The organism is Sphingorhabdus sp. EL138 (assembly GCF_945862485.1).
In the GTDB taxonomy this organism is placed as follows: Bacteria; Pseudomonadota; Alphaproteobacteria; order Sphingomonadales; family Sphingomonadaceae; genus Sphingorhabdus_B.
On sequence record NZ_CAMAYF010000008.1, the window covers coordinates 1 to 19,841 of the forward strand.

General features: G+C 55.8%; 23 protein-coding genes and 2 tRNA genes. 14 read left to right on the plus strand and 11 right to left on the minus strand.

Features of this window, described 5'->3' with window-relative positions; translation table 11 throughout:
* The first annotated feature begins 72 nt into the window (after window positions 1-72).
* Window positions 73-149: transfer RNA gene (locus tag Q0O33_RS05115), tRNA-Arg, on the plus strand.
* Between the two features lie 211 nt (window positions 150-360).
* Entirely contained in the window at window positions 361-867 is a 507-nt protein-coding gene (locus tag Q0O33_RS05120; RefSeq protein WP_295497159.1) for a LysM peptidoglycan-binding domain-containing protein, read from the plus strand.
* Window positions 868-1,076: 209 nt separating this feature from the next.
* Here the strand turns inward: Q0O33_RS05120 and Q0O33_RS05125 are convergent, their stop codons facing one another.
* From Q0O33_RS05125 to Q0O33_RS05140, 4 genes are all read right to left on the minus strand, one after another.
* Window positions 1,077-1,340 (minus strand): hypothetical protein, encoded by a 264-nt coding sequence (locus tag Q0O33_RS05125; RefSeq protein WP_295496938.1) that lies wholly within the window; start codon window positions 1,338-1,340, stop codon window positions 1,077-1,079.
* 71 nt (window positions 1,341-1,411) lie between these two features.
* Window positions 1,412-1,825: a holin family protein gene (locus Q0O33_RS05130; protein ID WP_295496941.1), complete on the minus strand. Its 414-nt coding sequence runs from the start codon at window positions 1,823-1,825 to the stop codon at window positions 1,412-1,414.
* Window positions 1,826-1,845: 20 nt separating this feature from the next.
* The gene (locus Q0O33_RS05135; protein ID WP_295496944.1) at window positions 1,846-2,397 is read right to left on the minus strand and encodes a glycosyl hydrolase 108 family protein; all 552 of its coding nucleotides are present in this window, start codon (window positions 2,395-2,397) and stop codon (window positions 1,846-1,848) included.
* Window positions 2,398-2,516: 119 nt separating this feature from the next.
* Window positions 2,517-2,593 (minus strand) — tRNA-Pro (locus Q0O33_RS05140).
* Window positions 2,594-2,772: 179 nt separating this feature from the next.
* Between Q0O33_RS05140 and yajC the strand changes: the two genes are divergently transcribed.
* From yajC to secF, 3 genes are all read left to right on the plus strand, one after another.
* A complete protein-coding gene (gene yajC / locus Q0O33_RS05145) occupies window positions 2,773-3,099 on the plus strand; it encodes a preprotein translocase subunit YajC (protein WP_295496947.1) in 327 nt (108 codons plus the stop codon).
* A 68-nt stretch (window positions 3,100-3,167) separates the two neighbouring features.
* The gene (gene secD, locus Q0O33_RS05150) at window positions 3,168-4,766 is read left to right on the plus strand and encodes a protein translocase subunit SecD (protein ID WP_295496950.1); all 1,599 of its coding nucleotides are present in this window, start codon (window positions 3,168-3,170) and stop codon (window positions 4,764-4,766) included.
* Window positions 4,767-4,776: 10 nt separating this feature from the next.
* Window positions 4,777-5,766, plus strand: coding sequence for a protein translocase subunit SecF (gene secF / locus Q0O33_RS05155; RefSeq protein ID WP_295496953.1), 990 nt, complete (start codon window positions 4,777-4,779; stop codon window positions 5,764-5,766).
* A 3-nt stretch (window positions 5,767-5,769) separates the two neighbouring features.
* Here secF and Q0O33_RS05160 read toward each other — a convergent pair whose 3' ends face one another.
* Window positions 5,770-6,333: a helix-turn-helix transcriptional regulator gene (locus Q0O33_RS05160; protein WP_295496955.1), complete on the minus strand. Its 564-nt coding sequence runs from the start codon at window positions 6,331-6,333 to the stop codon at window positions 5,770-5,772.
* A gap of 88 nt (window positions 6,334-6,421) precedes the next feature.
* Between Q0O33_RS05160 and Q0O33_RS05165 the strand changes: the two genes are divergently transcribed.
* Complete coding sequence (locus tag Q0O33_RS05165; protein WP_295496957.1) at window positions 6,422-6,919, plus strand: DUF6456 domain-containing protein; 498 nt, start codon at window positions 6,422-6,424, stop codon at window positions 6,917-6,919.
* On the opposite strand, the gene Q0O33_RS05170 is transcribed toward Q0O33_RS05165, so the two are convergent.
* Entirely contained in the window at window positions 6,916-8,712 is a 1,797-nt protein-coding gene (locus tag Q0O33_RS05170) for an ATP-binding cassette domain-containing protein (protein ID WP_295496960.1), read from the minus strand. The genes Q0O33_RS05165 and Q0O33_RS05170 overlap by 4 nt on opposite strands.
* Window positions 8,713-8,839: 127 nt before the next feature.
* On the opposite strand from Q0O33_RS05170, the gene Q0O33_RS05175 reads away from it, so the two are divergent.
* From Q0O33_RS05175 to Q0O33_RS05195, 5 genes are all read left to right on the plus strand, one after another.
* Entirely contained in the window at window positions 8,840-9,688 is an 849-nt protein-coding gene (locus Q0O33_RS05175) for a D-amino-acid transaminase (RefSeq protein ID WP_295496963.1), read from the plus strand.
* A gap of 27 nt (window positions 9,689-9,715) precedes the next feature.
* Window positions 9,716-10,435 carry an SIMPL domain-containing protein gene (locus Q0O33_RS05180; RefSeq protein WP_295496966.1) on the plus strand — a complete coding sequence of 240 codons (720 nt, stop codon included), beginning with the start codon at window positions 9,716-9,718 and terminating at the stop codon, window positions 10,433-10,435.
* Window positions 10,436-10,515: 80 nt separating this feature from the next.
* On the plus strand, window positions 10,516-10,812 hold the full coding sequence (locus tag Q0O33_RS05185; RefSeq protein ID WP_295496969.1) for a hypothetical protein: 297 nt from the start codon (window positions 10,516-10,518) through the stop codon (window positions 10,810-10,812).
* Between the two features lie 72 nt (window positions 10,813-10,884).
* The gene (locus Q0O33_RS05190) at window positions 10,885-11,550 is read left to right on the plus strand and encodes a response regulator transcription factor (protein WP_295496972.1); all 666 of its coding nucleotides are present in this window, start codon (window positions 10,885-10,887) and stop codon (window positions 11,548-11,550) included.
* A gap of 17 nt (window positions 11,551-11,567) precedes the next feature.
* Complete coding sequence (locus tag Q0O33_RS05195) at window positions 11,568-12,944, plus strand: ATP-binding protein (RefSeq protein ID WP_295496975.1); 1,377 nt, start codon at window positions 11,568-11,570, stop codon at window positions 12,942-12,944.
* On the opposite strand, the gene Q0O33_RS05200 is transcribed toward Q0O33_RS05195, so the two are convergent.
* A complete protein-coding gene (locus tag Q0O33_RS05200; RefSeq protein ID WP_295496978.1) occupies window positions 12,945-13,232 on the minus strand; it encodes a chorismate mutase in 288 nt (95 codons plus the stop codon). It abuts the gene before it with no gap.
* Between the two features lie 96 nt (window positions 13,233-13,328).
* On the opposite strand from Q0O33_RS05200, the gene Q0O33_RS05205 reads away from it, so the two are divergent.
* Genes Q0O33_RS05205 through Q0O33_RS05215 form a run of 3 tightly spaced genes read left to right on the plus strand, consistent with a single transcriptional unit; the run spans window position 13,329 to window position 17,157 of the window.
* Window positions 13,329-14,342 (plus strand): polyprenyl synthetase family protein, encoded by a 1,014-nt coding sequence (locus Q0O33_RS05205; RefSeq protein WP_295496981.1) that lies wholly within the window; start codon window positions 13,329-13,331, stop codon window positions 14,340-14,342.
* 29 nt (window positions 14,343-14,371) lie between these two features.
* Entirely contained in the window at window positions 14,372-16,825 is a 2,454-nt protein-coding gene (gene hrpB, locus Q0O33_RS05210; RefSeq protein ID WP_295497161.1) for an ATP-dependent helicase HrpB, read from the plus strand.
* Window positions 16,826-16,881: 56 nt separating this feature from the next.
* A complete protein-coding gene (locus Q0O33_RS05215; protein ID WP_125229865.1) occupies window positions 16,882-17,157 on the plus strand; it encodes an ETC complex I subunit in 276 nt (91 codons plus the stop codon).
* Here Q0O33_RS05215 and Q0O33_RS05220 read toward each other — a convergent pair.
* The 4 genes from Q0O33_RS05220 to Q0O33_RS05235 are packed head-to-tail and all read right to left on the minus strand — an operon-like array spanning window position 17,154 to window position 19,794.
* A complete protein-coding gene (locus tag Q0O33_RS05220; protein WP_295496985.1) occupies window positions 17,154-17,672 on the minus strand; it encodes an NUDIX hydrolase in 519 nt (172 codons plus the stop codon). The genes Q0O33_RS05215 and Q0O33_RS05220 overlap by 4 nt on opposite strands.
* Window positions 17,669-18,358 carry a hypothetical protein gene (locus Q0O33_RS05225; protein WP_295496988.1) on the minus strand — a complete coding sequence of 230 codons (690 nt, stop codon included), beginning with the start codon at window positions 18,356-18,358 and terminating at the stop codon, window positions 17,669-17,671. The genes Q0O33_RS05220 and Q0O33_RS05225 overlap by 4 nt, the downstream gene beginning before the upstream one ends.
* Window positions 18,359-18,369: 11 nt before the next feature.
* Window positions 18,370-19,164 (minus strand): TPM domain-containing protein, encoded by a 795-nt coding sequence (locus tag Q0O33_RS05230; RefSeq protein ID WP_295496991.1) that lies wholly within the window; start codon window positions 19,162-19,164, stop codon window positions 18,370-18,372.
* Window positions 19,165-19,185: 21 nt separating this feature from the next.
* A complete protein-coding gene (locus Q0O33_RS05235) occupies window positions 19,186-19,794 on the minus strand; it encodes a LemA family protein (protein WP_295496995.1) in 609 nt (202 codons plus the stop codon).
* Window positions 19,795-19,841: the final 47 nt, after the last annotated feature.

Genomic DNA, 19,841 nt, shown 5'->3' on the forward strand with positions numbered 1-19,841 from the left:
GTGCAAGCAAGTTTAAACGTCAAATTAGGTCTTGCACAACTTTACCGCCGTCCCTAATAGCGGCGCTCCAGTGCACCCGTAGCTCAGCTGGATAGAGCATCAGACTACGAATCTGAGGGCCGGGCGTTCGAATCGCTCCGGGTGCACCATTTTTTCAACGGCTTAGCTGCACTTTTTTGTGCAGATGTGGTACAGATGGTTCGCAGCAACCGTATGATAATCACGACCCATTAGAACTTTCTAGATTGTTATGCGGCTTTTTCATACGCGCCTGAGAAGTCGAAGTTGTGCCCAACAAACAAACTCGACGTTAATACCATAGGTGCGCAGGCCGATCGCAATACAGAACAGTTGAAATTAGTGTCAGAAGCGGAAGGGCGTCTTGCGACCGCTATCGACGATAAGGGTGGCCGGTTTGTTGACCAACTCGACTCTCTGCGTAAGGAGCTGTCGGTTGCCCAACATGGGGTGTTCCCGGTATTTGGACGGCTGGGGCTTGCCTTTGCGGTTATCGGGGCACTTGCGGGACTTGCTGCAGCTGCGCTTTCGCTCGGTTCGGCTACTGTCGCCACCTCGCCGAATGTCACTCCTGCCGCTGTCGTTGCGCCAACAACCGTTGCACCAAAATCGGAATCGGTGCCAGCTGTGGAGGTAGCCACAGAGGCGCCGGTAACCGCCGACATCGCGCCGGAGCAGGTGATCGTTGCCGAAGGTGACAGCCTATCCAGAATAGCAATGAGAAGGGGTATTCCCATTGAAGCCATGATTGCGGCAAACCCGCAATTGGCTGATCCCACGCGACTATATCCGGTATATCCGGGCGATATGGTTAATCTGCCAAAAGCGGCACCGTCACCTGCGGAGTAAAGTGGATCCACGCAACAATTCGCTTTACCGAACATGTGAAGATAAAAGGCGGGGTGCGTAGCCCCGCCTTTTTTTTATGGATTGCTCGGCCCGCGTTATAACGCTTCCTTCAAAACCAAATGATTGTAGGGACCCGAACACCGACATGAAAAAGCCCGCCGCTGCGTAAGCGCAGGGCGGGCTGATATTCTACGCGAAAGCAAAACCGATTATTCGGCAGCTTTCTGCATTTCTTTGCCAGCTTCTTCAACAGCAGCGCCGGCTTCGGCAGTTGCGTCAGCGGCGGCCTCTGCGGTTGCGTCGGCTGCACCTTCTGTGGCCATCATTGCGTTTTCCGCACCAGCTTCCATAGCATCGCCAGTTGCGTCGGCGGCTTCGGCGGTTTCTTCCGCAGCCTTTTCACCAGCTTCACCACATGCGGTCAAGGATGCTGCAAAGGCAAGAGCAGCAACAGTTGCGACTAATTTCTTCATCTTGATTCTCCTAAGTCCCTATAATCCCTCACGGGTGTGTAGGGGTAACGGATGTTGTTGGCTTTATGCAACTATTTTTCCAGCCCGCGTGAAATACCCCATTGGCGAGCGACGGTGTAACCGAGATAGCCCGTGCCAAATAGTGCATATAAAGGCTCTGGCAGTCCGTTCAGATACGCGTTCATACCACGCGCGATATTGGCTGCGGCCTCTGGCTGCACGGCGGCAATCAACCCCATCGGGATCGCCCACAACAGCATGGCATACATGACATATAGAAAACTTGGCCGTGCGCGGCTTGTCCATGGGTCTGCGGATTGCGCTTCCGCCAAGACGGCGGACAATTGCGTGCGCAATGCATCCATTTCCTGACTGCCTTGCAGTTTGATGAGTTCCAGCTTTGCCGCATCCCGGGCTTTCGGGTCGGGAATGATTTTGTCGATCAGGCCGGCAATCGGGCCGATGATACCTTCAATGAGTGACATGGCATGTTCCTTTTTTAAGATTAACCAATACGGCTTGTGAGCCAGCCATATAGAAATGCCTCTTGTGCAGGCCGTGCTTCGGCCAAGCGGACATAATGCGCCCCTTGCAGTGCATCGATTGCCTTGGTCAGAACGCCCTCGGCTGCTGGCCCGCGTGTCGCCAAAAATGCTTCCAGCGCGCGCAACGTGTCGGGGCCGATTGTGCGGTCTATAGCGATCTCTGGATAATCTGCGCCATTGCGGTTCAGTGCATTCAACGCGCGTTGCAAAAATCCGGTTGCTGTGCCGGGGCCCATATTGACGCCAGTGTCCAATAGCTCCTGTGCCAATATCGGCGCCATCTGTGCCACTTTATCGAAGGCGGGCGCCCGCCAATAATGCTTTTTGTAAATCAACACCGCAACGCTGCGTGGCAAGATTTCCATCTGCCCCATATAGCCATGCTGACGGGCGACGGCCTGCGTAATGCCCCAACGCGTCGGCCCGCCTTTGTCGGCGGGATGATCGACAAAACCGCCCTCGCGCGCAATCAGGTCGTCAATCCATTCGTCAATAATGTCACGCATCGGCATAACCTCACTTTCGTTTATAAAATAACCAAATAGGTTATTTGTAGGAAAGTAAAATGTGCCAGTTGCGCGGCCACCGCGCGTTTGCGCGCGGTTTGTCTTGAAATTTTATCTTGAATTATTGGTCGGGACGACAGGATTCGAACCTGCGACCCCCACACCCCCAGTGTGATGCGCTACCAGGCTGCGCTACGTCCCGACCGCCAATGACCTCGCCGAGGTCAGTGGAAGCGCGCGTATATGGTGGTGGTTTTGGAAAAGCAAGCGCGCTGTCTGCGCTTTGACGTTGCGTCAGCAGGGTGCAGGTGATAATCGCGCCCGATTGGTTCGAGGCGGCGCTGCATGTTGGCGCTTAATTTCATTAGTGCGAGGTTTTTCATGGCGTTTGTTATCTTGACTGCTGCCGTCGGTGGTGCCGGTGGTTCTGCATTTTTCGTGCAGTTGTTTCCGCTCCTGCTGATCTTTGTGGTATTCTACTTCTTCCTCATCCGCCCGCAACAAAAGCGTGCCAAGGCGCACGAGGCCAAAATTGCCGCCGTGCAGAAGAATGACGACGTCGTAACCGCAGGTGGCCTGATGGGCAAAGTGACTAAGGTCGCCGACGAATATGTTGAAGTTGAAATTGCGCCGAATGTCCGGGTGAAGGCGGTTAAGTCGACTATTGCCAACGTGCAGCCGCGCAATGCCAAAGCGGCGAACGATTAACCGTCGGGGTTGAACGGCTTTGCCGCCGACCCCAGATATTGATTTCATAGTTCGTTCGGAACCCATCTATGCTTGATTTTCCCCGTTGGCGCATATGGATGCTCAACACCTTAATTGTCGTGGGGATGGCCTTTGCTATTCCGAGCCTGCTACCAGCGTCGATGCGGGCGCAGCTTGCCCAATTTGTGCCGACCCCGACGATCAACCTGGGGCTCGACCTTGCCGGCGGTAGCCATATCTTGCTGGAGGCGGACACGTCGCAACTTGCAGAGGCCCGGCTCGAAGCGTTGGAGGATAGCGTCCGCACTGCCATGCGCCGTGCCAATCCGCAAATTGCGATTGCGGATGTTTCGCGCAGTGAGGGCGAACTCAGCTTTAACGTCACCGACATGTCCAAGGTGGATGCGGCGCGTGAAGTTATCTTGCCGCTGATCAGCAACGCGACTGGCACGCGCGACTGGAACATCGGCGTCAACAACGGCAACCGAATTATCCTGTCCCCAGCAAGCTCTGGCGACGAAACGGCGCTGGACCAAGCGATGGATACGGCCAAGGACGTTATTGACCGCCGGATTAACGCGCTTGGTACGTTGGAGCCTACGATCATTCGGCAGGGTGATAACCGCATCGTGGTTCAGGTTCCCGGATTAGATGATCCAGAAGCGCTGAAGGCACTGATTGGTAAGACAGCAAAGCTTGAATTCAAGCTGGTCGATGAACAAGCCGACCCCGATCAAACCGCACAGGGCAAGGCGCGCGTTGGTAGCCAAGTTCTGCCCTATCCCGACAACCCCACTGGGTTGCCGTATATCGCGGTGCGCCGCCTGGGCGGTATATCCGGGGACAAGTTGGTCAAAGCGGACCCGACATTTGACCCGCAGACCAATGAGCCTGCTGTCACCATCCAATTTGATTCCGAAGGTGGACAAAGATTTGCCCGCATGACTCAGCAAAATGTGAACAAATTGTTCGCGATTGTGCTCGACGGCCAAGTCATATCCGCACCGCAAATTCGGGAACCGATTTTCGGCGGGGTTTCGCAGATTTCGGGTAGCTTCACGACCGAAAGCGCCAATGCACTATCGATCTCTCTGCGCTCAGGTGCATTGCCGGTGGATTTAACCATCGTCGAGGAACGTTCGGTTGGTCCTGACCTTGGCGCTGACTCTATCCGCCGCGGGGTTTTGGCTGCGGTCATTGGTACCACTGCCATTCTGGTGCTCATGTTCCTCGTCTATGGCCGGTTCGGCATGTATGCGAATGTCGCCCTCATCGTTAACGTTTTGATGATTTTGGGTGTCATGTCCTTTGCCAATGCGACATTGACCTTGCCGGGGATCGCGGGATTTGTTCTGACGATTGGTGCGGCCGTTGACGCAAACGTGCTGATCAACGAACGTATCCGCGAAGAACTGAAACGAGGCCGCCGTGTGGTGCAGGCCATCGAGTTCGGCTATAAAGAAGCGAGCCGCGCGATTTTCGACGCAAACAGTACAAACGTTATTGCGGCGGTTTTGCTCTTCATTTTCGGGTCGGGACCTATTCGCGGATTTGCCGTGGTGCTGATGATCGGGATTGTAACCTCGGTTTTCACCGCTGTGACCATCACCCGCATGTGGGTGTCGCTCTGGGTGAAGCGCACGCGTCCCACTGACTTGACGATTTGAGGATATTGCCATGAAACTGCTCAAACTCGTTCGGGATGACACCAATATCGACTTTCTCAAATGGCGCGGTTGGGCCTTTGCGATCAGCTTGGTTTTGATGGCGGCATCGGTGGGCTTGGTCGCGACCAAGGGCCTCAATTTTGGCGTCGATTTCATCGGTGGCCAGATGATCCGCGCGACATTTACGCAAAGCGCGACGGCTCCGGTGACCGAGTTGCGCGAGACCGTGGGTAGCCTTGGCTATGGGGATCCGACAATTCAGCGTTTCGGCGCGGAAAATCAGGTTTCGATCCGCATGAAACTGCCCGAAGGCGCGGACAAAAATCCTGAACTCGCTAATGCGATGGCGGAAAAAATCACCAGCAAGTTGAAGGCCGATCATCCTGATGTGCGAATTGACGGGGTCGACTCCGTGTCCGGCAAGGTTTCGGAGGAATTGTTCGGCAAGGGTGTTTTGGCACTTCTGGCCGCCATGGCGGGGGTTTCGATCTATATCTGGTTCCGTTTCGAGTGGCAGTTTGGTGTCGGCGCAATCTGGTCTTTGGTCCACGACGTAACGCTAACCTTCGGGCTATTTTCGCTTACGGGGTGGGAATTTGACCTGAACATCATTGCCGCCTTGCTGACCATCATCGGCTATTCCTTGAACGATACCGTTGTGATTTACGACCGGATCCGCGAAAACCTGATGAAGTTCCGAAAAATGGAAATGGCGTCATTGTTGAACCTGTCGGTCAATGAAACCTTATCGCGTACAGTGATGACCAGCGTATCGATTTCGCTGCCATTGATCGTTCTGGTGCTGTTCGGACCGGACGTCATCTTTGGTTTCAGCATGGCAATGGCATTTGGTATTGTTGTCGGAACCTACTCGTCCATCTATCAGGCGGCACCAATCCTGATTTGGCTCAAGGTTGGATCGCATAGCTTTGTCCCGACCGACGAAGGGACGGGATCGAAGGCTGAGCGGATCGGCGCAGACTTCGGCGCGCAGCCTTAAGGGCTATAACTTGCGGATGAGCCGGACGGCTTTGGCAATCCAGGCTGGATCGGTCACGACCTGTTGACGTGCGCCTGCCTCAAGCGGCAGAAGGTGGAGCTTGCTTGCGTCACGGCCAAGCAAGCGGCCAAAGATGAACCGCCCGCCCGGCCGGGGCACAAGCACATCCAAATTCAGCGCAGAGGAAAAATCGTCCGGTTGTAGCTGCTCAAGCCATAATTCATCGCCGCGTCGATATTCGCCCATTGCCGCTGCAACCCGAAGCCCGACCATGCGGCCGCCAACATTGGGAACCATCATGCGTTCAGCCTGTGCTGGCGCATAATTTCCATCCTCCTGCAGCACCGCCGCGACGGGCAAAAATTGTTGTTCGGGCAGGGCAACGAGATCACTTGAATCGACGCCCAATGCATCCGCAATGCGGTTAATCCAAATGAGCGACAGGACGCGCATGCCGGTCTCTAGGCGGCCGATGGTTTGTGCCGTTGTTGGTGGATTGCAGCGTTCGGCCACATCAGCAAGTGTTAGGCCCTTCGCCCTTCGAACATCGCGAATTCGACTTTGCATGGCGCACTCCATTACCAAATAGGTTTTTTCTTTCCTACAATATTTACCACATGGCAAGGGTGATTCGAACAGTCAAAGGAGATTATCGATGCCCAGCAAATCCCATTCGAACCGAAAATGTCACCATCAACGCATGCTGGCCGAACATCCTGTGGCAGAAGCTTGTGCAACCCGGCGCACTGTCACGATTAACCTTTCGGAATCACCACTGTCGTGGCTGCACGCGCGCGGCCATTTGTCGAACCGACAAATGTTAGCAGGCGAGACATTACGCGGGGATTATGAAACCGCCGCACTTGGACCGCATGTGACCATGTCGTGGGAGAATATTCCGCGCAGCCGGCAAAAACGCGGCGCACCATCGGGGCTGAACCAAACGGAACGGATGATGCAGGCCAAACGCCGCTTTGACGGCGCGCTGATCGCGCTTGGGCCCGATTTGTCGGATATTGCATGGCGCGTCATTTGCGTTGGGGAAAGCGTACCCGCGGCGGAACGCGAAATGTCGTGGCCCGTGCGATCGGGAAAGCTCGTGTTAAAAATCGCGCTAGACCGGCTTGCGGCTTTTTACCGCATCCCCGGCTAGGATGCGGAATCCTCGACCATCATCGCGAGTTCGAGCCATCGTTCCTCTGCTGCATCCTTTTCTGCGCGCAGGCTTTCGGTCTTATTGGTCAGTTCGGCAAAGCGCGCTGGCTTTTGTGTGTACAAAGCCGGGTCGCTCATTTCCTGTTCTGCCTTTGCAATCTCGGCATCAATGTCTGTGATGCGTTTTGGCAAAAGGTCATAGTCGCGCTGGTCTTTGTAGGTCAGCTTGACCTTCTTTGGTGCGGCCGGGGCAGGGGAGGCGGTCGAAACGAGCTTTTCGGGCTTCTTGGCGGCGGGCTTATCCCGTTTGTCGCGTTTTTCTTCCCAATCAGCATATCCGCCCGCGATAATATCAACATGGCCTGAGCCATCCAAACCTAACGTCAAATTGACCGTCCGGTCGAGAAAATCACGGTCATGGCTCACGATCAAAACCGTGCCGTCATAATCGGCGATAACTTCCTGCAGCAGATCCAGCGTTTCGAGATCAAGGTCGTTGGTCGGTTCATCGAGCACCAACAAATTGGCTTCGCGGGCAAATTCCCGGGCGAGCAAAATGCGCGATTGCTCGCCGCCGGATAAGGAACCGATCCGCGCCTCAATCAACGCGGGATCGAACAGGAATTCCTTAAGATAACCTTGCACATGCTTGCGCACGCCGCGCACATCGATCCAGTCGCTGCCATCGGCTAGCACATCGCGCACGCGCTTTTCGGGCGTCAGCAATTTGCGTTGCTGGTCAATGACGATCCCCGTCAAGGTTGGGGACAGCGAGATATTGCCCGTGTCGGGTTCGGTCTCACCCGTTAACATGCGGATGAGCGATGTTTTGCCTGTGCCATTGGCACCCACAATACCGATGCGGTCGCCGCGTTGAATGCGCAGGGTAAAATCCTTGATAATCGTGCGGTCGCCAAAGCTTTTGCCGACATTTTGTGCACTGATGACCGTTTTGGTTTTGCTATCGTCGCTTGAAGCGGCGAGCTTGGCTGTCCCTTGCGGGCCAATCATCGCGGCCCGCGCGGCACGCATTTCCCATAGTTTGGCCAAACGACCCTGGTTACGCTTGCGCCGCGCCGTGACGCCGCGTTCCAGCCAATGCGCCTCAATTTTCAACTTGGCATCGAGGCGATCTGCATTGCGGGCATCTTCGGCAAAGACGCGTTCGGTCCATGCGTCATAGCCGCCAAAACCTATTTCGTTGCGGCGCAGCAGCCCGCGATCCAGCCAGAATGTCTGCCGCGTCAACCGCGTCAAAAAGGTCCGGTCATGGCTGATCACCATGAATGCACCACGATAGCGTGTCAGCCATTCTTCCAGCCATTCAATCGCGGCAAGGTCAAGGTGGTTGGTCGGCTCGTCCAGCAGCAAAAGGTCAGGCTCGCTCGCCAGTGCGCGGCAAATTGCAGCGCGGCGCTTTTCCCCGCCGCTTGCGGTTTTGGCTTCCCGGTCCAAGTTGATGCCCAATTGGTCCGCGATTGCGCGCACGGCATAATCGGGTGGACCTTTTTCGCCATGAATGGCAAAATCGACGAGCCGGTCAAAGGCGCTAACATCGGGATCTTGTTCGAGCATTACGATGTTGGTGCCAGGTGTCACAACGCGGTTGCCCTTGTCAGCTTCGACAGTTCCCGCCACCAGTTTCATCAATGTCGTTTTGCCTGCCCCATTGCGACCGATCAGTGCCAATCGGTCGCGCGCGCCGATAAACAAATCAATATCCTGAAACAGCCAGCCGCCACCTTGTTGGAGCGCAAGATTTTCGAAGGCGAAGATGGGAGGTTGCGACATAAGGGCTGGCGGATAGGGGGTAGCAACGGCAGGGGCAAGCCAGATTGTCCATCTGCCGTTTTTTGTCATTTCCGGGAATGACAATGTGGTTGTTGACGATGGGCGAAGCTTCAAGCAAAGACTTGCTATGCGCAAATTATATCTTAACGGACATTTCGTCCCTGAAACTGAAGGCAAAGTGTCGGTGTTCGACCGAGGCTTCCTTTTTGCGGACGCTGTTTACGAGGTTGTCTCCGTGCTCGACGGCAAGCTTGTGGACTTTTACGGCCATGTGCAACGCCTTGCCCGCTCACTTGGTGAAATTGGTATTATTGGAGCGCCAGACGCAGACGAGTGGCTTGCAATCTGCCGCGAATTGGTTGCGCGCAATAATCTCGAAGAAGGCATGATTTATTGGCAAGTGACACGCGGTTCGCCTGAAGACCGCGACTTTGTATTTCCCCCCGCTGATATACTGCCGACGGTTCTTGCCTTTACCCAATCCCGCACGCTGGCGGACAATCCATTGGCACAACGCGGCATTCGGGTGATAACCATGCCTGATTTACGCTGGGGCAGGGCGGACATCAAAACAACGCAATTATTATATGCCTCCATGATGAAAAACGAAGCGATTGCCCGCGGCGCGGACGACGCGTGGATGGAGCGCAATGGCTGGATCACCGAAGGCAGTGCGCAAAACGCGCATATCATCACGCACGAAGGCGTTTTGATTACGCACCCGCTTAACCGGGAAATATTGCACGGCATTACTCGCGCATCGGTGCTTCCGCTTGTGGCACAGCGCATAGAAGAGCGGCCTTTTTCCATTGGCGAGGCGGAGCAAGCCGCCGAAGCCTTTGTGTCGTCCGCCTCAGGCTTTGTGATGCCCGTGGTGCAAATTAACGGACAACTCATTGGAGATGGTAAACCCGGTTCTGCAACTGTTCAGCTTCGCCGTGCCTATATCGATTGGGCACGCCGAACAGCAATCTAACCGGATGGCGTTAATCGGGAGTTTGATATGCGAAAATTGATTGTGGCAGCCATGCTGGTTACGAGTGGGATGATGGCCAGCGGCGCGATGGCGACTGAGGTACATGTTACAACCGTAAATCCGGTTATTGACCTGACGATTTCCGAAACGGTCGAAACCCCGCCAGATATCGCCACATTTTCGACCGGCGTTCAAACACTGGCGCCAACGGCTAGTGCGGCAATCCGCGCCAATAATCTGCAAATGGCATCTGTGGTTGCGCGGCTGAAGGCGCTGGGCATCGCTGATCGTGATATCCAAACCACACAAATCAATTTGAACCAGCAATTTGACTATCGCGACGGGCAGCCGATTTTTAAGGGCTATCAGGCCTCTAACATGGTCAATGCCAAGCTACGCTATTTAACCAAGCTTGGCGCTTTCCTTGACGCGCTTGCGGGCGATGGGGCGACCAGTTTCAATGGGCCAACATTTGGCATTGATGACGACAGCCGTTTTCGGGAAGCCGCCCGGGATAAGGTGTGGGCTTCGGCGATGAATCGTGCGCGCAGATTGGCGCGCAAAGCAGGCTACAATGATGTCCGCGTGTTACGCGTCGAAGAAACGGACAATCAAGGGCGTTATGCACCAATGTCGATAGTCGTGCGTGCGTCTATGAACGTGGCGGCGGACAAAACTACACCGATAGCACCGGGGGAACTCAGCGTTGCAGCAAGCATGTCGTTCACATTTGAAATGGTGAAATAATGGATTTTGTATGTCACGAAACGCGCAACCAAGACGTGCCATTCACTGTGCGTTCAACGCTGAACGCTTAGGAAACGAAGATGGTGAAGCAACCTGTCCTTATCTGCATACTCGCCAGCATCGCTGTGCTTAGCCCTGTTGCGGCCGATCCGCGCCGTGGGGAACAGAATGAGGCGCGGCAGGATATGCGGGCCGGCAAGGTCAAGCCCTTACGAGAGATTGAGGCAAATATTGTGCCGCGTATGCGCGGAATGCAGTATCTGGGACCAGAATATGACCCAACTGCACAAGTGTACCGTTTGAAATTCATCGACCGCGATCGGGTTATCTTTGTCGATGTGGATGGACGGACGGGAGTTGTGCTGCGGCAACGGTGATAGGATTTTGTGGCGGTACGGTAATCTGCTAGCCATATCGCGATACAATGAGTGAGAGTAAAAGGGAACGGCATGCGCATCTTGATCGTGGAAGACGAACCCAATTTAGGCAAGCAGCTCAAGTCAACACTTGAAGGAGCGGGCTATGCCGTTGACCTCTCGGTTGATGGAGAGGACGGCCATTATATGGGCTCCACTGAAAATTATGACGCCGTTATCCTTGATCTTGGTCTGCCGGAAATTGACGGGCTGACTGTTCTTGACCGCTGGCGCAAGGAAGGCAGAAAATTCCCGGTGCTGGTGCTCACCGCGCGGGATAGCTGGTCGGACAAGGTTGCTGGCCTTGATGCAGGTGCAGATGATTATCTTGCCAAGCCGTTCCAGACCGAAGAATTGATTGCACGGTTGCGGGCGCTCATCCGACGTGCGTCGGGCAATGCGTCAAGTGAGCTGAATGTCGGCGATGTCCGTTTAGATACGCGTTCGGGCCGTGTGACGCTTGATAGTCAGCCCGTGAAGCTGACTGCGCAAGAGTATAAACTGCTGTCCTACCTGATGCACCACAAGGGCAAGGTCGTCTCGCGGACGGAACTGATCGAACATATTTATGATCAGGATTTCGACCGCGATTCTAATACCATTGAGGTGTTCGTGACGCGAATCCGCAAGAAGCTAGGACAAGAAGTGATTTCGACGATCAGGGGCCTTGGCTACAGCCTTGAGGAACCCTTGAGCTGAAGCCGCCGGTCGCCATTATGTCCGCACCAAAGCCGCCAACATGGCGCAACCAATTCCAAAGCACGGGTTCGCTTACCCGCCGGATGATTCTGACGGCGGCGGCTTGGATTACGATTTTGCTCATCGGTGGGGGCGCGGCGCTGGACCGTGTGTTGACCAATTCGGTTGAACAGAATTTTGATACTCAGATCGAATATGTCCTTACCGCGATGATTGCTTCGGCAGAAATCGGCCCTGATGGCGAAATCCGGATGAACCGACCGTTGGGTGACCAGCGTTTTTTGGAACCGAACAGCGGGCTTTACTGGCAGATTACTGGAAAAGACGCGATGCCATTTCCCTCTCGCTCGCTTTGGGACCGCGCGCTCAGCCCGCCCGCCAGTCACAATGATCAGGCGGTCCATTTTCGGAACAGTGATGAATTTCCGGACGAGCCGCTGCGCATTGCAGAGCGCTCCATAAGGCTACCGGACTCCGATGTCGCTTGGACCTTCATGGTCGCGCAAAGCCGCGATAGCCTTGATGCGCAAATTCGCGAATTGCGTTCGGTATTGGCGACAAGCTTCTTTTTGTTAGCGCTTGGCCTCATCATTTTGGCGGCGTTACAGACTTTTTATGGTCTGTGGCCACTTCGTGCGGTGCGCATGGCAATTGCTCAGATGCGCAGCGGTCAGGAAAGTCGGGTGACAGATGCATTGCCCGACGAAGTGATGCCGATGGTCAATGAATTGAACGCCTTGCTCGACCATAATGAGAAACAGGCGGAGGAATCGCGTCGTCATGCGGGCAACCTCGCGCACGCGATCAAGACGCCGTTAACGGTCATCATGAATAGCGCGACCGCCCAAGCGCCTGATATATCGGAGACGGTCATCCGCGAAGCCACAACGATGCGGCGTCAGGTGGATCACCATTTGGCCCGCGCCCGTGCCGTTGGCCGCCGGGGGCACAGCCACAGCCGTGCGGTGGTCTGGGGCAGTTTGGAATCGGTGGAACGCGCGGTAAGTCGCCTTTACGCGCATGTCCGGCTCGATAAGGCCGGAGATCAAGCGATTGCCGCCCGAGTGGAGCGGCAGGATCTGGATGAAATGCTCGGTAACCTAATCGAAAACGCGGCCAAATATGGCGGAGGTAGTGTTTTCGTGACGGTTGAGGATGTAGGCGACTTTGTGGAAATGATTATTGAGGATGATGGGCCAGGCATCCCCGAAGATGAGCGTGAGCGGTTGTTTGATCGCGGTGCACGGTTGGATACAGGCAAGCCCGGTACGGGGCTTGGTCTCGCGATTGTCCGCGACGTTGTCGAAATTTATGGCGGTACTGTCGGGTTGGAAAAAAGCGAAGATCTCGGCGGACTTTTGGTCAGGCTGCGCCTACCAAAAGCGACAAGCTGATTAACTTCCGTCGCGGATTTGCTGATGGTGCCTAATAACTTCATCAATGATGAAGCGCAAAAATTTCTCGGTGAAATCAGGGTCAAGCTTGGCGTCGCGTGCCAATTGGCGCAGCCGTTGTATTTGCTTTTCTTCACGTGCGGGGTCTGCGGGTGGCAGCGATGAATTTGCCTTAAATTCGCCCACCGCCTGCGTTATCTTGAACCGCTCGGCGAGCATGAAAACCAACGCCGCATCAATATTGTCGATGCTGTCGCGAAAGCGGGCGAGGGTGTCTGCGTCGTTCATTGATCCCATCTGTGCCGATATTGACCGCAACGGACAAGCAAAAATACGCCATTTGCACTTGCCTATCAACGCTGCGCGCGTCACAGCGTGCGCATTATGACTGCAACTATCCATAAAATCGGCGGACATCAGGCGCCTTCGCTCGATCCGATTCTGAAATTGGTCGCTTTGGGCATGAATAAGGTCAATGCGGTCATTCTGGATCGCATGCAGTCCGAAATCCCGTTAATCCCCGAGCTGGCTGGCCATTTGATAGCAGGCGGCGGCAAAAGAATGCGACCAATGCTCACTTTGGCCTGCGCGCAGTTGCTGGATTATCCAGGCGATCGTCATCACAAATTGGCCGCTGCCGTTGAGTTTATTCACACCGCGACCTTGCTGCATGATGATGTTGTCGATGGCAGCGATATGCGACGCGGCAAGACCGCTGCGAACCTGATTTTCGGCAACCCAGCGGCTGTGCTTGTTGGCGATTTTCTGTTCAGCCGGTCTTTTGAGTTGATGGTCGAGGATGGTTCGCTCAAGGTTCTTAAAATCCTCTCAAATGCGTCGGCGGTTATCGCAGAGGGTGAAGTCAACCAGTTGACCGCACAGCGCCAGATTTCGACGACGGAAGAAAAGTATCTCGATATCATTGGCTCAAAAACGGCGGCCTTATTTGCTGCAGCGTGCCGGATATCGGCGGTTGTCGCCGAAAGCGGGGAGACGCAGGAAATGGCGTTGGATGCCTTTGGCCGCAATCTTGGCATTGCGTTCCAGCTTGTCGATGATGCCATCGACTATGTCTCCGACGGCGCAACCATGGGCAAGGATAGTGGCGACGATTTCCGCGATGGCAAGGTTACGCTGCCAGTTATCCTTGCGCATTGCCGTGGCAACGCCGAAGAACAGAGATTCTGGCGCGACGCGATGCTTGGCAATCGTGTGAGCGACGTAGATTTGGTGCATGCCTGTGCATTGTTGCGCACGCATCGTGCCATTGACGATACTTTGGATCGGGCGCGGCATTATGGTCAGCGCGCGATTGATGCGATTGCACATTTCCCCGCAGGCGAGGCCAAATCTGCGCTGACTGAGACTGTGGAATTCGCAATAGCCCGCGCATATTGAAGGACGCAGCGGTGCCGTCCGCGCTGAACATGTCCGAAGCATTGCCGGTCATGGCGGTTATGCCCGATTTGCTGTCATCTTTGCGCGCGGCGCCCAACGCTGTTCTGATTGCCCCGCCCGGCGCTGGTAAAACCACTATGGTTGCACCAGCCTTGTTGGAAGAACCATATTGCAGCGGCCAGATCCTGCTGCTGTCACCGCGCCGTTTGGCTGCGCGCATGGCGGCGGAGCGTATAGCCGAAAATTTGGACGAAACGGTCGGCGGGCGGGTTGGTTATGCGACGCGGCTCGATAGCAAACATGGCCCTGACACCCGCATATTGGTGATGACCGAGGGCATTTTCCGCAACCGGATTATCAGCGACCCCGAATTATCGGGGGTCTCGGCTGTGTTGTTTGACGAAGTCCATGAACGCAGCATCGATAGCGACTTCGGGCTCGCGCTGGCGTTGGAGGCGCAAGCGGCTTTCCGGCCCGATCTGCGCTTAGTGGCAATGTCAGCAACGCTGGATGGATCGCGTTTTTCGACATTGATGGACAACGCGCCTGTGCTGGAAAGCGAAGGCAAAAGATGGCCTCTGGAATATCTTTATGTCGGCCGCAGGACCGAACTGCAGATTGAAACCGACATGGTGCGCATATTGCGTCAGGCGCTGTCGGAGCAGCAGGGTGATATATTGGCCTTCCTCCCCGGCGTGCGTGAGATTGACCGCGCATTTGACACATTGGGTGATTGCGGTCCTGATATCGTCGTGCACAGGCTGCATGGGCAAATTGATCCAGCGGACCAACGGCTTGCGGTCCGCCGCGACGCGCAAGGCCGCCGCAAGGTCATTTTCGCCACAAACATTGCCGAGACCAGCCTGACCATCGATGGCGTGCGTGTTGTGGTTGACAGCGGCCTTGCACGGCGCGCGCGCTTTGACCAGGCGGCTGGCGTCACGCGGTTGATAACGGAGCGGGCAAGCCTGTCTGCCGCAACCCAACGCGCGGGGCGTGCGGCGCGGCAACAAGCAGGTGTTGCCTATCGATTGTGGGAGGAGGCGGGCAATGGTGGCTTACCGCCGTTCGATCCTCCGGAGATATTGGAGAGCGACCTTGCGCCGTTGTTGATCGATTGCGCGCGATGGGGCGAGAATGATCCTGCAAAACTCCGTTGGCTTGATCCGCCGCCTGCCGCTGCCGTGCAGCAAGCGCGTAAGCTGTTGAAGTCGGTAGACGCGTTGGACGCGCAAGGCCGCATCACGCCGCACGGGACCTCGCTTACCAAGCTGCCTCTACCGCCGAACCTTGCGCATATGGTCGTGACCGCGGCCCATAGCGGGCAAGCAGAGGACGCAGCGATTTTGGCAGTCCTGTTGCAAGAGCGCGGCTTGGGCGGGAAAAGTGAGGACATTGATGCCCGCTACGAACGCTTCGCGCGGGAACGCGGGGCAAAGGCAGAAGCGGCACGCAAGCTGGCGCAGCGCATTGCGCGGCTGTGTGTGGGCAAAGGCGGGCTCGATCCCTTGAGCATCGGCGGGTTGATCGCCACAGCATTTCCTGAGCGCATTGCGAAGCGTCGCGATGCCAAGGGCGAGAAATGGATCAGCGCGATGGGTCGCGGGCTTCAGCTTGACGCGGCATCACCTTTCGCAAGCGCGGAATGGATTGCCGTAGCCGACCTGCAAGGCGCGGCATCGGGCGCGCGTATATTGTCGGCAGCGGCGTTGACCGAAGCGGAAATTATGGGTCGATTTGCACATCGGATCACCAGTCAGGAGACATTGTCCTACGACAAAAATGCCGACCGCGTGGAGGCGCGCGTGCAGCGGCGGCTTGGTGCGATTGTGTTGAGCGAGGGACGTGTTGAAAAGCCTGATCCTGAAGCGGTTGCCTCCGCTTTGTTGGCCGCCGTGCAAGACTTAGGAATCGACATACTGCCATGGTCGGCCTCGGCACGTGCACTTCGGGAACGCGCGCTGTTTGCCGGTATTGCAGCGCTCAGCGACGAAGCGTTGGCGCACAGCGCGGAACAATGGTTTCTGCCCTTGCTTGGTAAGGTGAATCGCTTGCGTGATGTTGCGCCATCGGCCTTGGCGCAAGCACTCGACAATTTGCTCGGATGGGACGTGCGAACTCGCATTGATCAGATCGCGCCGACTTTGTTCAAAAGCCCCGCCGGAACCGCGCATGATATCGATTACGCTGCCGAAGCTGGGCCAACGGTCGAATTGCGCGTGCAGGCTTTGTTTGGCCTTGATACGCACCCGGTGGTGGGCGTTGACCGCATACCGCTCGTTCTGAGCCTCACCTCGCCTGCAGGTCGCCCTATTCAGACCACGCGCAACTTGCACGAATTTTGGCGCGGAAGTTGGCGTGATGTGGCCAAAGAAATGCGCGGTCGTTACCCCAAACATAACTGGCCCGACGCACCATGGGAAAGTGTCGCCAGCCTTAAGACCAAAAAAGCACAAGCGCGCGACACACCCCGCAACGCTTGACGACTCAGATGCTGTTCGGGCAAGGCGGTGGCGAATTAACCGTCAGGAAACACAATATGTCCGCCCGTATCTTTCAACGCCCCAAAAATGCCATGCAGTCGGGCAGTGGACGCCGCGAATGGGTGCTGGAATATGTGCCCGCAGAACCCCGCAAAGCGGACCCGCTTATGGGCTGGGCGGGATCAGGCGATACGCAAGCACAGGTGCAGTTGACTTTCCCAAGCTTAGACGCAGCGCGCGCTTATGCTGAGAAAAAGGGCATTGCCGCGACCTTCATCCCAACACCGCCTAAAACGCTGAAGCTTCAGGCTTATGCGGATAATTTCCGTTAAGCGATCATACCGGGCAGCATCAGCAGCTTGACGTCCATGACGCAGCCCCCCGCGCGTTTTTCCTGAACAAAACCCGGCAAGTCGGCCAAGGCAACGCGGTGGACTATGATATTTTCGCCATCAACGCCGCCACCATCGCTCACCTTCGTTAGACCGCGCGCACGGACGAGTGAGAAGCTTTCGCTGACCATGCCAGGTGAGGAAAAATATTCGCCGACGATTTCCAAATGGTTTGCACGATAGCCGGTTTCTTCTTCGAGTTCGCGGGCGGCGGACATCAGCGTGTCCTCACCTTCTTCATGGTCACCAATTAGACCTGCGGGCAGTTCAATACAATTTGCGCCAAGCGGAACGCGATATTGTTCGACAAGCAGAACATGGTCATCCTCCATCGCTAAGATCACCGCAGCCTTGATACCGCGGGCGCGGCTGACATATTCCCATTTTCCGCGCGTCTTTGCCGTGATGAAGCGCCCTTGCCACATCACGGTTTCTGCTTCGTCTTGTGGCATCATAATTCGATAAGCCTGTCGGGAAGTTCGTTGGGGTTTTCGGTGCCCTTGGGGAAATGTTCCGCTAGCACGACACCCATTTGTGCGACCGCCGCCGCAACGCCAGCGCCCGGATTTCCGGCCTTCACTTGATCCAGCAAGGCAACCATCGCGTCACCCCAAACCTCTGGCGCAACTTTGGAAGCGATGGCTTCATCTGCCAATATTTCCGCGCGATGCTCTTTCATAGATAGATACAAAAGTACGCCCGTTCGGCCCATCGTTTTGGATTCCGCTCCGACCTTGAACAGGCTCATGGCCCGGCGACGGACGCGTGCCAGCTTTATCGCTTTGGGCGTGAGCGCCAGACGTAAAGGCATCCATTTCAGGATGAACCATGTGCCTATCCATTTCAGGGCAACGGCGGTCAAAAGCAGGGCAAGATATTCACCCGTCGAATATTCATGACCCCATGCACCAGACAGACGGGTAATCAGACCGATGTAAAAGTCAGGAAAGGTCGCGTATGTCGCCAACGCTAGGAACGCGACGGCGCTGGCCCATGCCAAGGGAATATCGTCATAATGGTCGGAAAAATCCGTCACAATGGTTACGATTTCGCCGCTTGTGTGTCGTTCCGCCTCTGCAACCGCAGCTGTCACCAGGGCATGGTCGGCTGGGCTCATCTGGCTGATTTTACGTAATGCCATATTAAAATATCCTACCAGCCACCCGACGCCCCGCCGCCGCCGAAGCTGCCGCCTCCGCCGCCAAAGCCACCAAATCCGCCGCCTCCAAAGCTACTGCCGCCACCGCCAAAGCCGCTGCCACCACCCCAGATGATGACTGGCCCCATGCCGCCGCGCCGATGCTTCCGCCCACCCCCATTCATGGAACGGAACATCGGCAGGAATACGAAGAAGATGAGGAACAGCACAAAGATGATCGCGCCAAAAGGACCGCCCTCATCGCGCCCGCGCGGTTCCTGCGCCGCGCCGGCGATCTTTGCTGCCTCTTCAGCGGGAAGTTCAAGTTGCGTGACAATGCGGTCAACGCCTGCATTGATGCCGCCGACAAAATCTCCGTCCTTAAAGCGTGGCGTGATATCATTGCGAATGATCGTCGAGGATAGACCATCCGTCAGCACGGGTTCCAGGCCATAGCCCACCTCGATCCGCATTCTGCGTTCATTGGGAGCAATGATCAGGATCGCGCCATTGTCCTTCTCCGCCTCGCCCTTTCCATCCTGACCCAATGCCCATTCCCGACCAAGCCGGTAGCCATAATCGGATATCTCATAGCCTTCGAGGCTGCTTAGCGTTGCCACCACCAATTGGCGCTTAGTGCGGGTTTCCAGTCCTGCCAGCTTGGCCGTAAGCGCGGCCTCTTGCTGTGGATCAAGCAGATCTGCTTGGTCCACCACACGGCCTGTCAGTTTCGGAAAATTTTGCGCAACTGCTGCTTGGCCGGTGAGGGCCAGCAGCAGCGCAATCATGAGGCCAAGGGCCTTATTCATATGCAATTCCAAAAATTGGCCTTAGGCCGCGGGCGCCATATCCAGCGTCGGTGCGGTCTCGGCACCTTGTGTTGTGGCTTGATAGGGAACCATCGGCTTTGCGCCGTGGATGATTTTTGCGCCAATGATGTCGGGGAATGTGCGGATAGTGGTGTTATATCCTCGCACCGCTTCATTATAGTCGCGCAGCGTAATACGCACGCGGTTTTCCTGACCTTCCAATTGGTCCTGGAGTTTCAAATAGCCTTCCTGGCTTTTCAACTGTGGATATTGTTCAACCGAAACGAGCAAGCGCGACAGGCTACCCGACAATTGATTCTGTGCCGCCTGAAACGCGGCCATTTTTGCAGGATCGCTTAGGTCGTTAGGGTTGACCTGAATGTTGGGCGAGGTCGCGCGCGCACGCGCCTGGATCACTTCCGTCAGCGTCTTATTTTCCTGCGCGGCAGCGCCTTTGACGATATTGGCTAGGTTGGGAATGAGGTTCGCACGCTCTTGAAACGCGGCTTGAACATCAGCCCACTTTGCCTTGGCATTTTCTTCAGCCGTCGGAACGCTATTAATACCGCATCCTGCTAACGAAGCCGCAGCAACGGGCACCAGAAGAAATTTCAAATAAGTTTTACGCATCTAACGAGTTCCTCCATTTGACAAATTGCCGAGAAATCCAGCCCCTA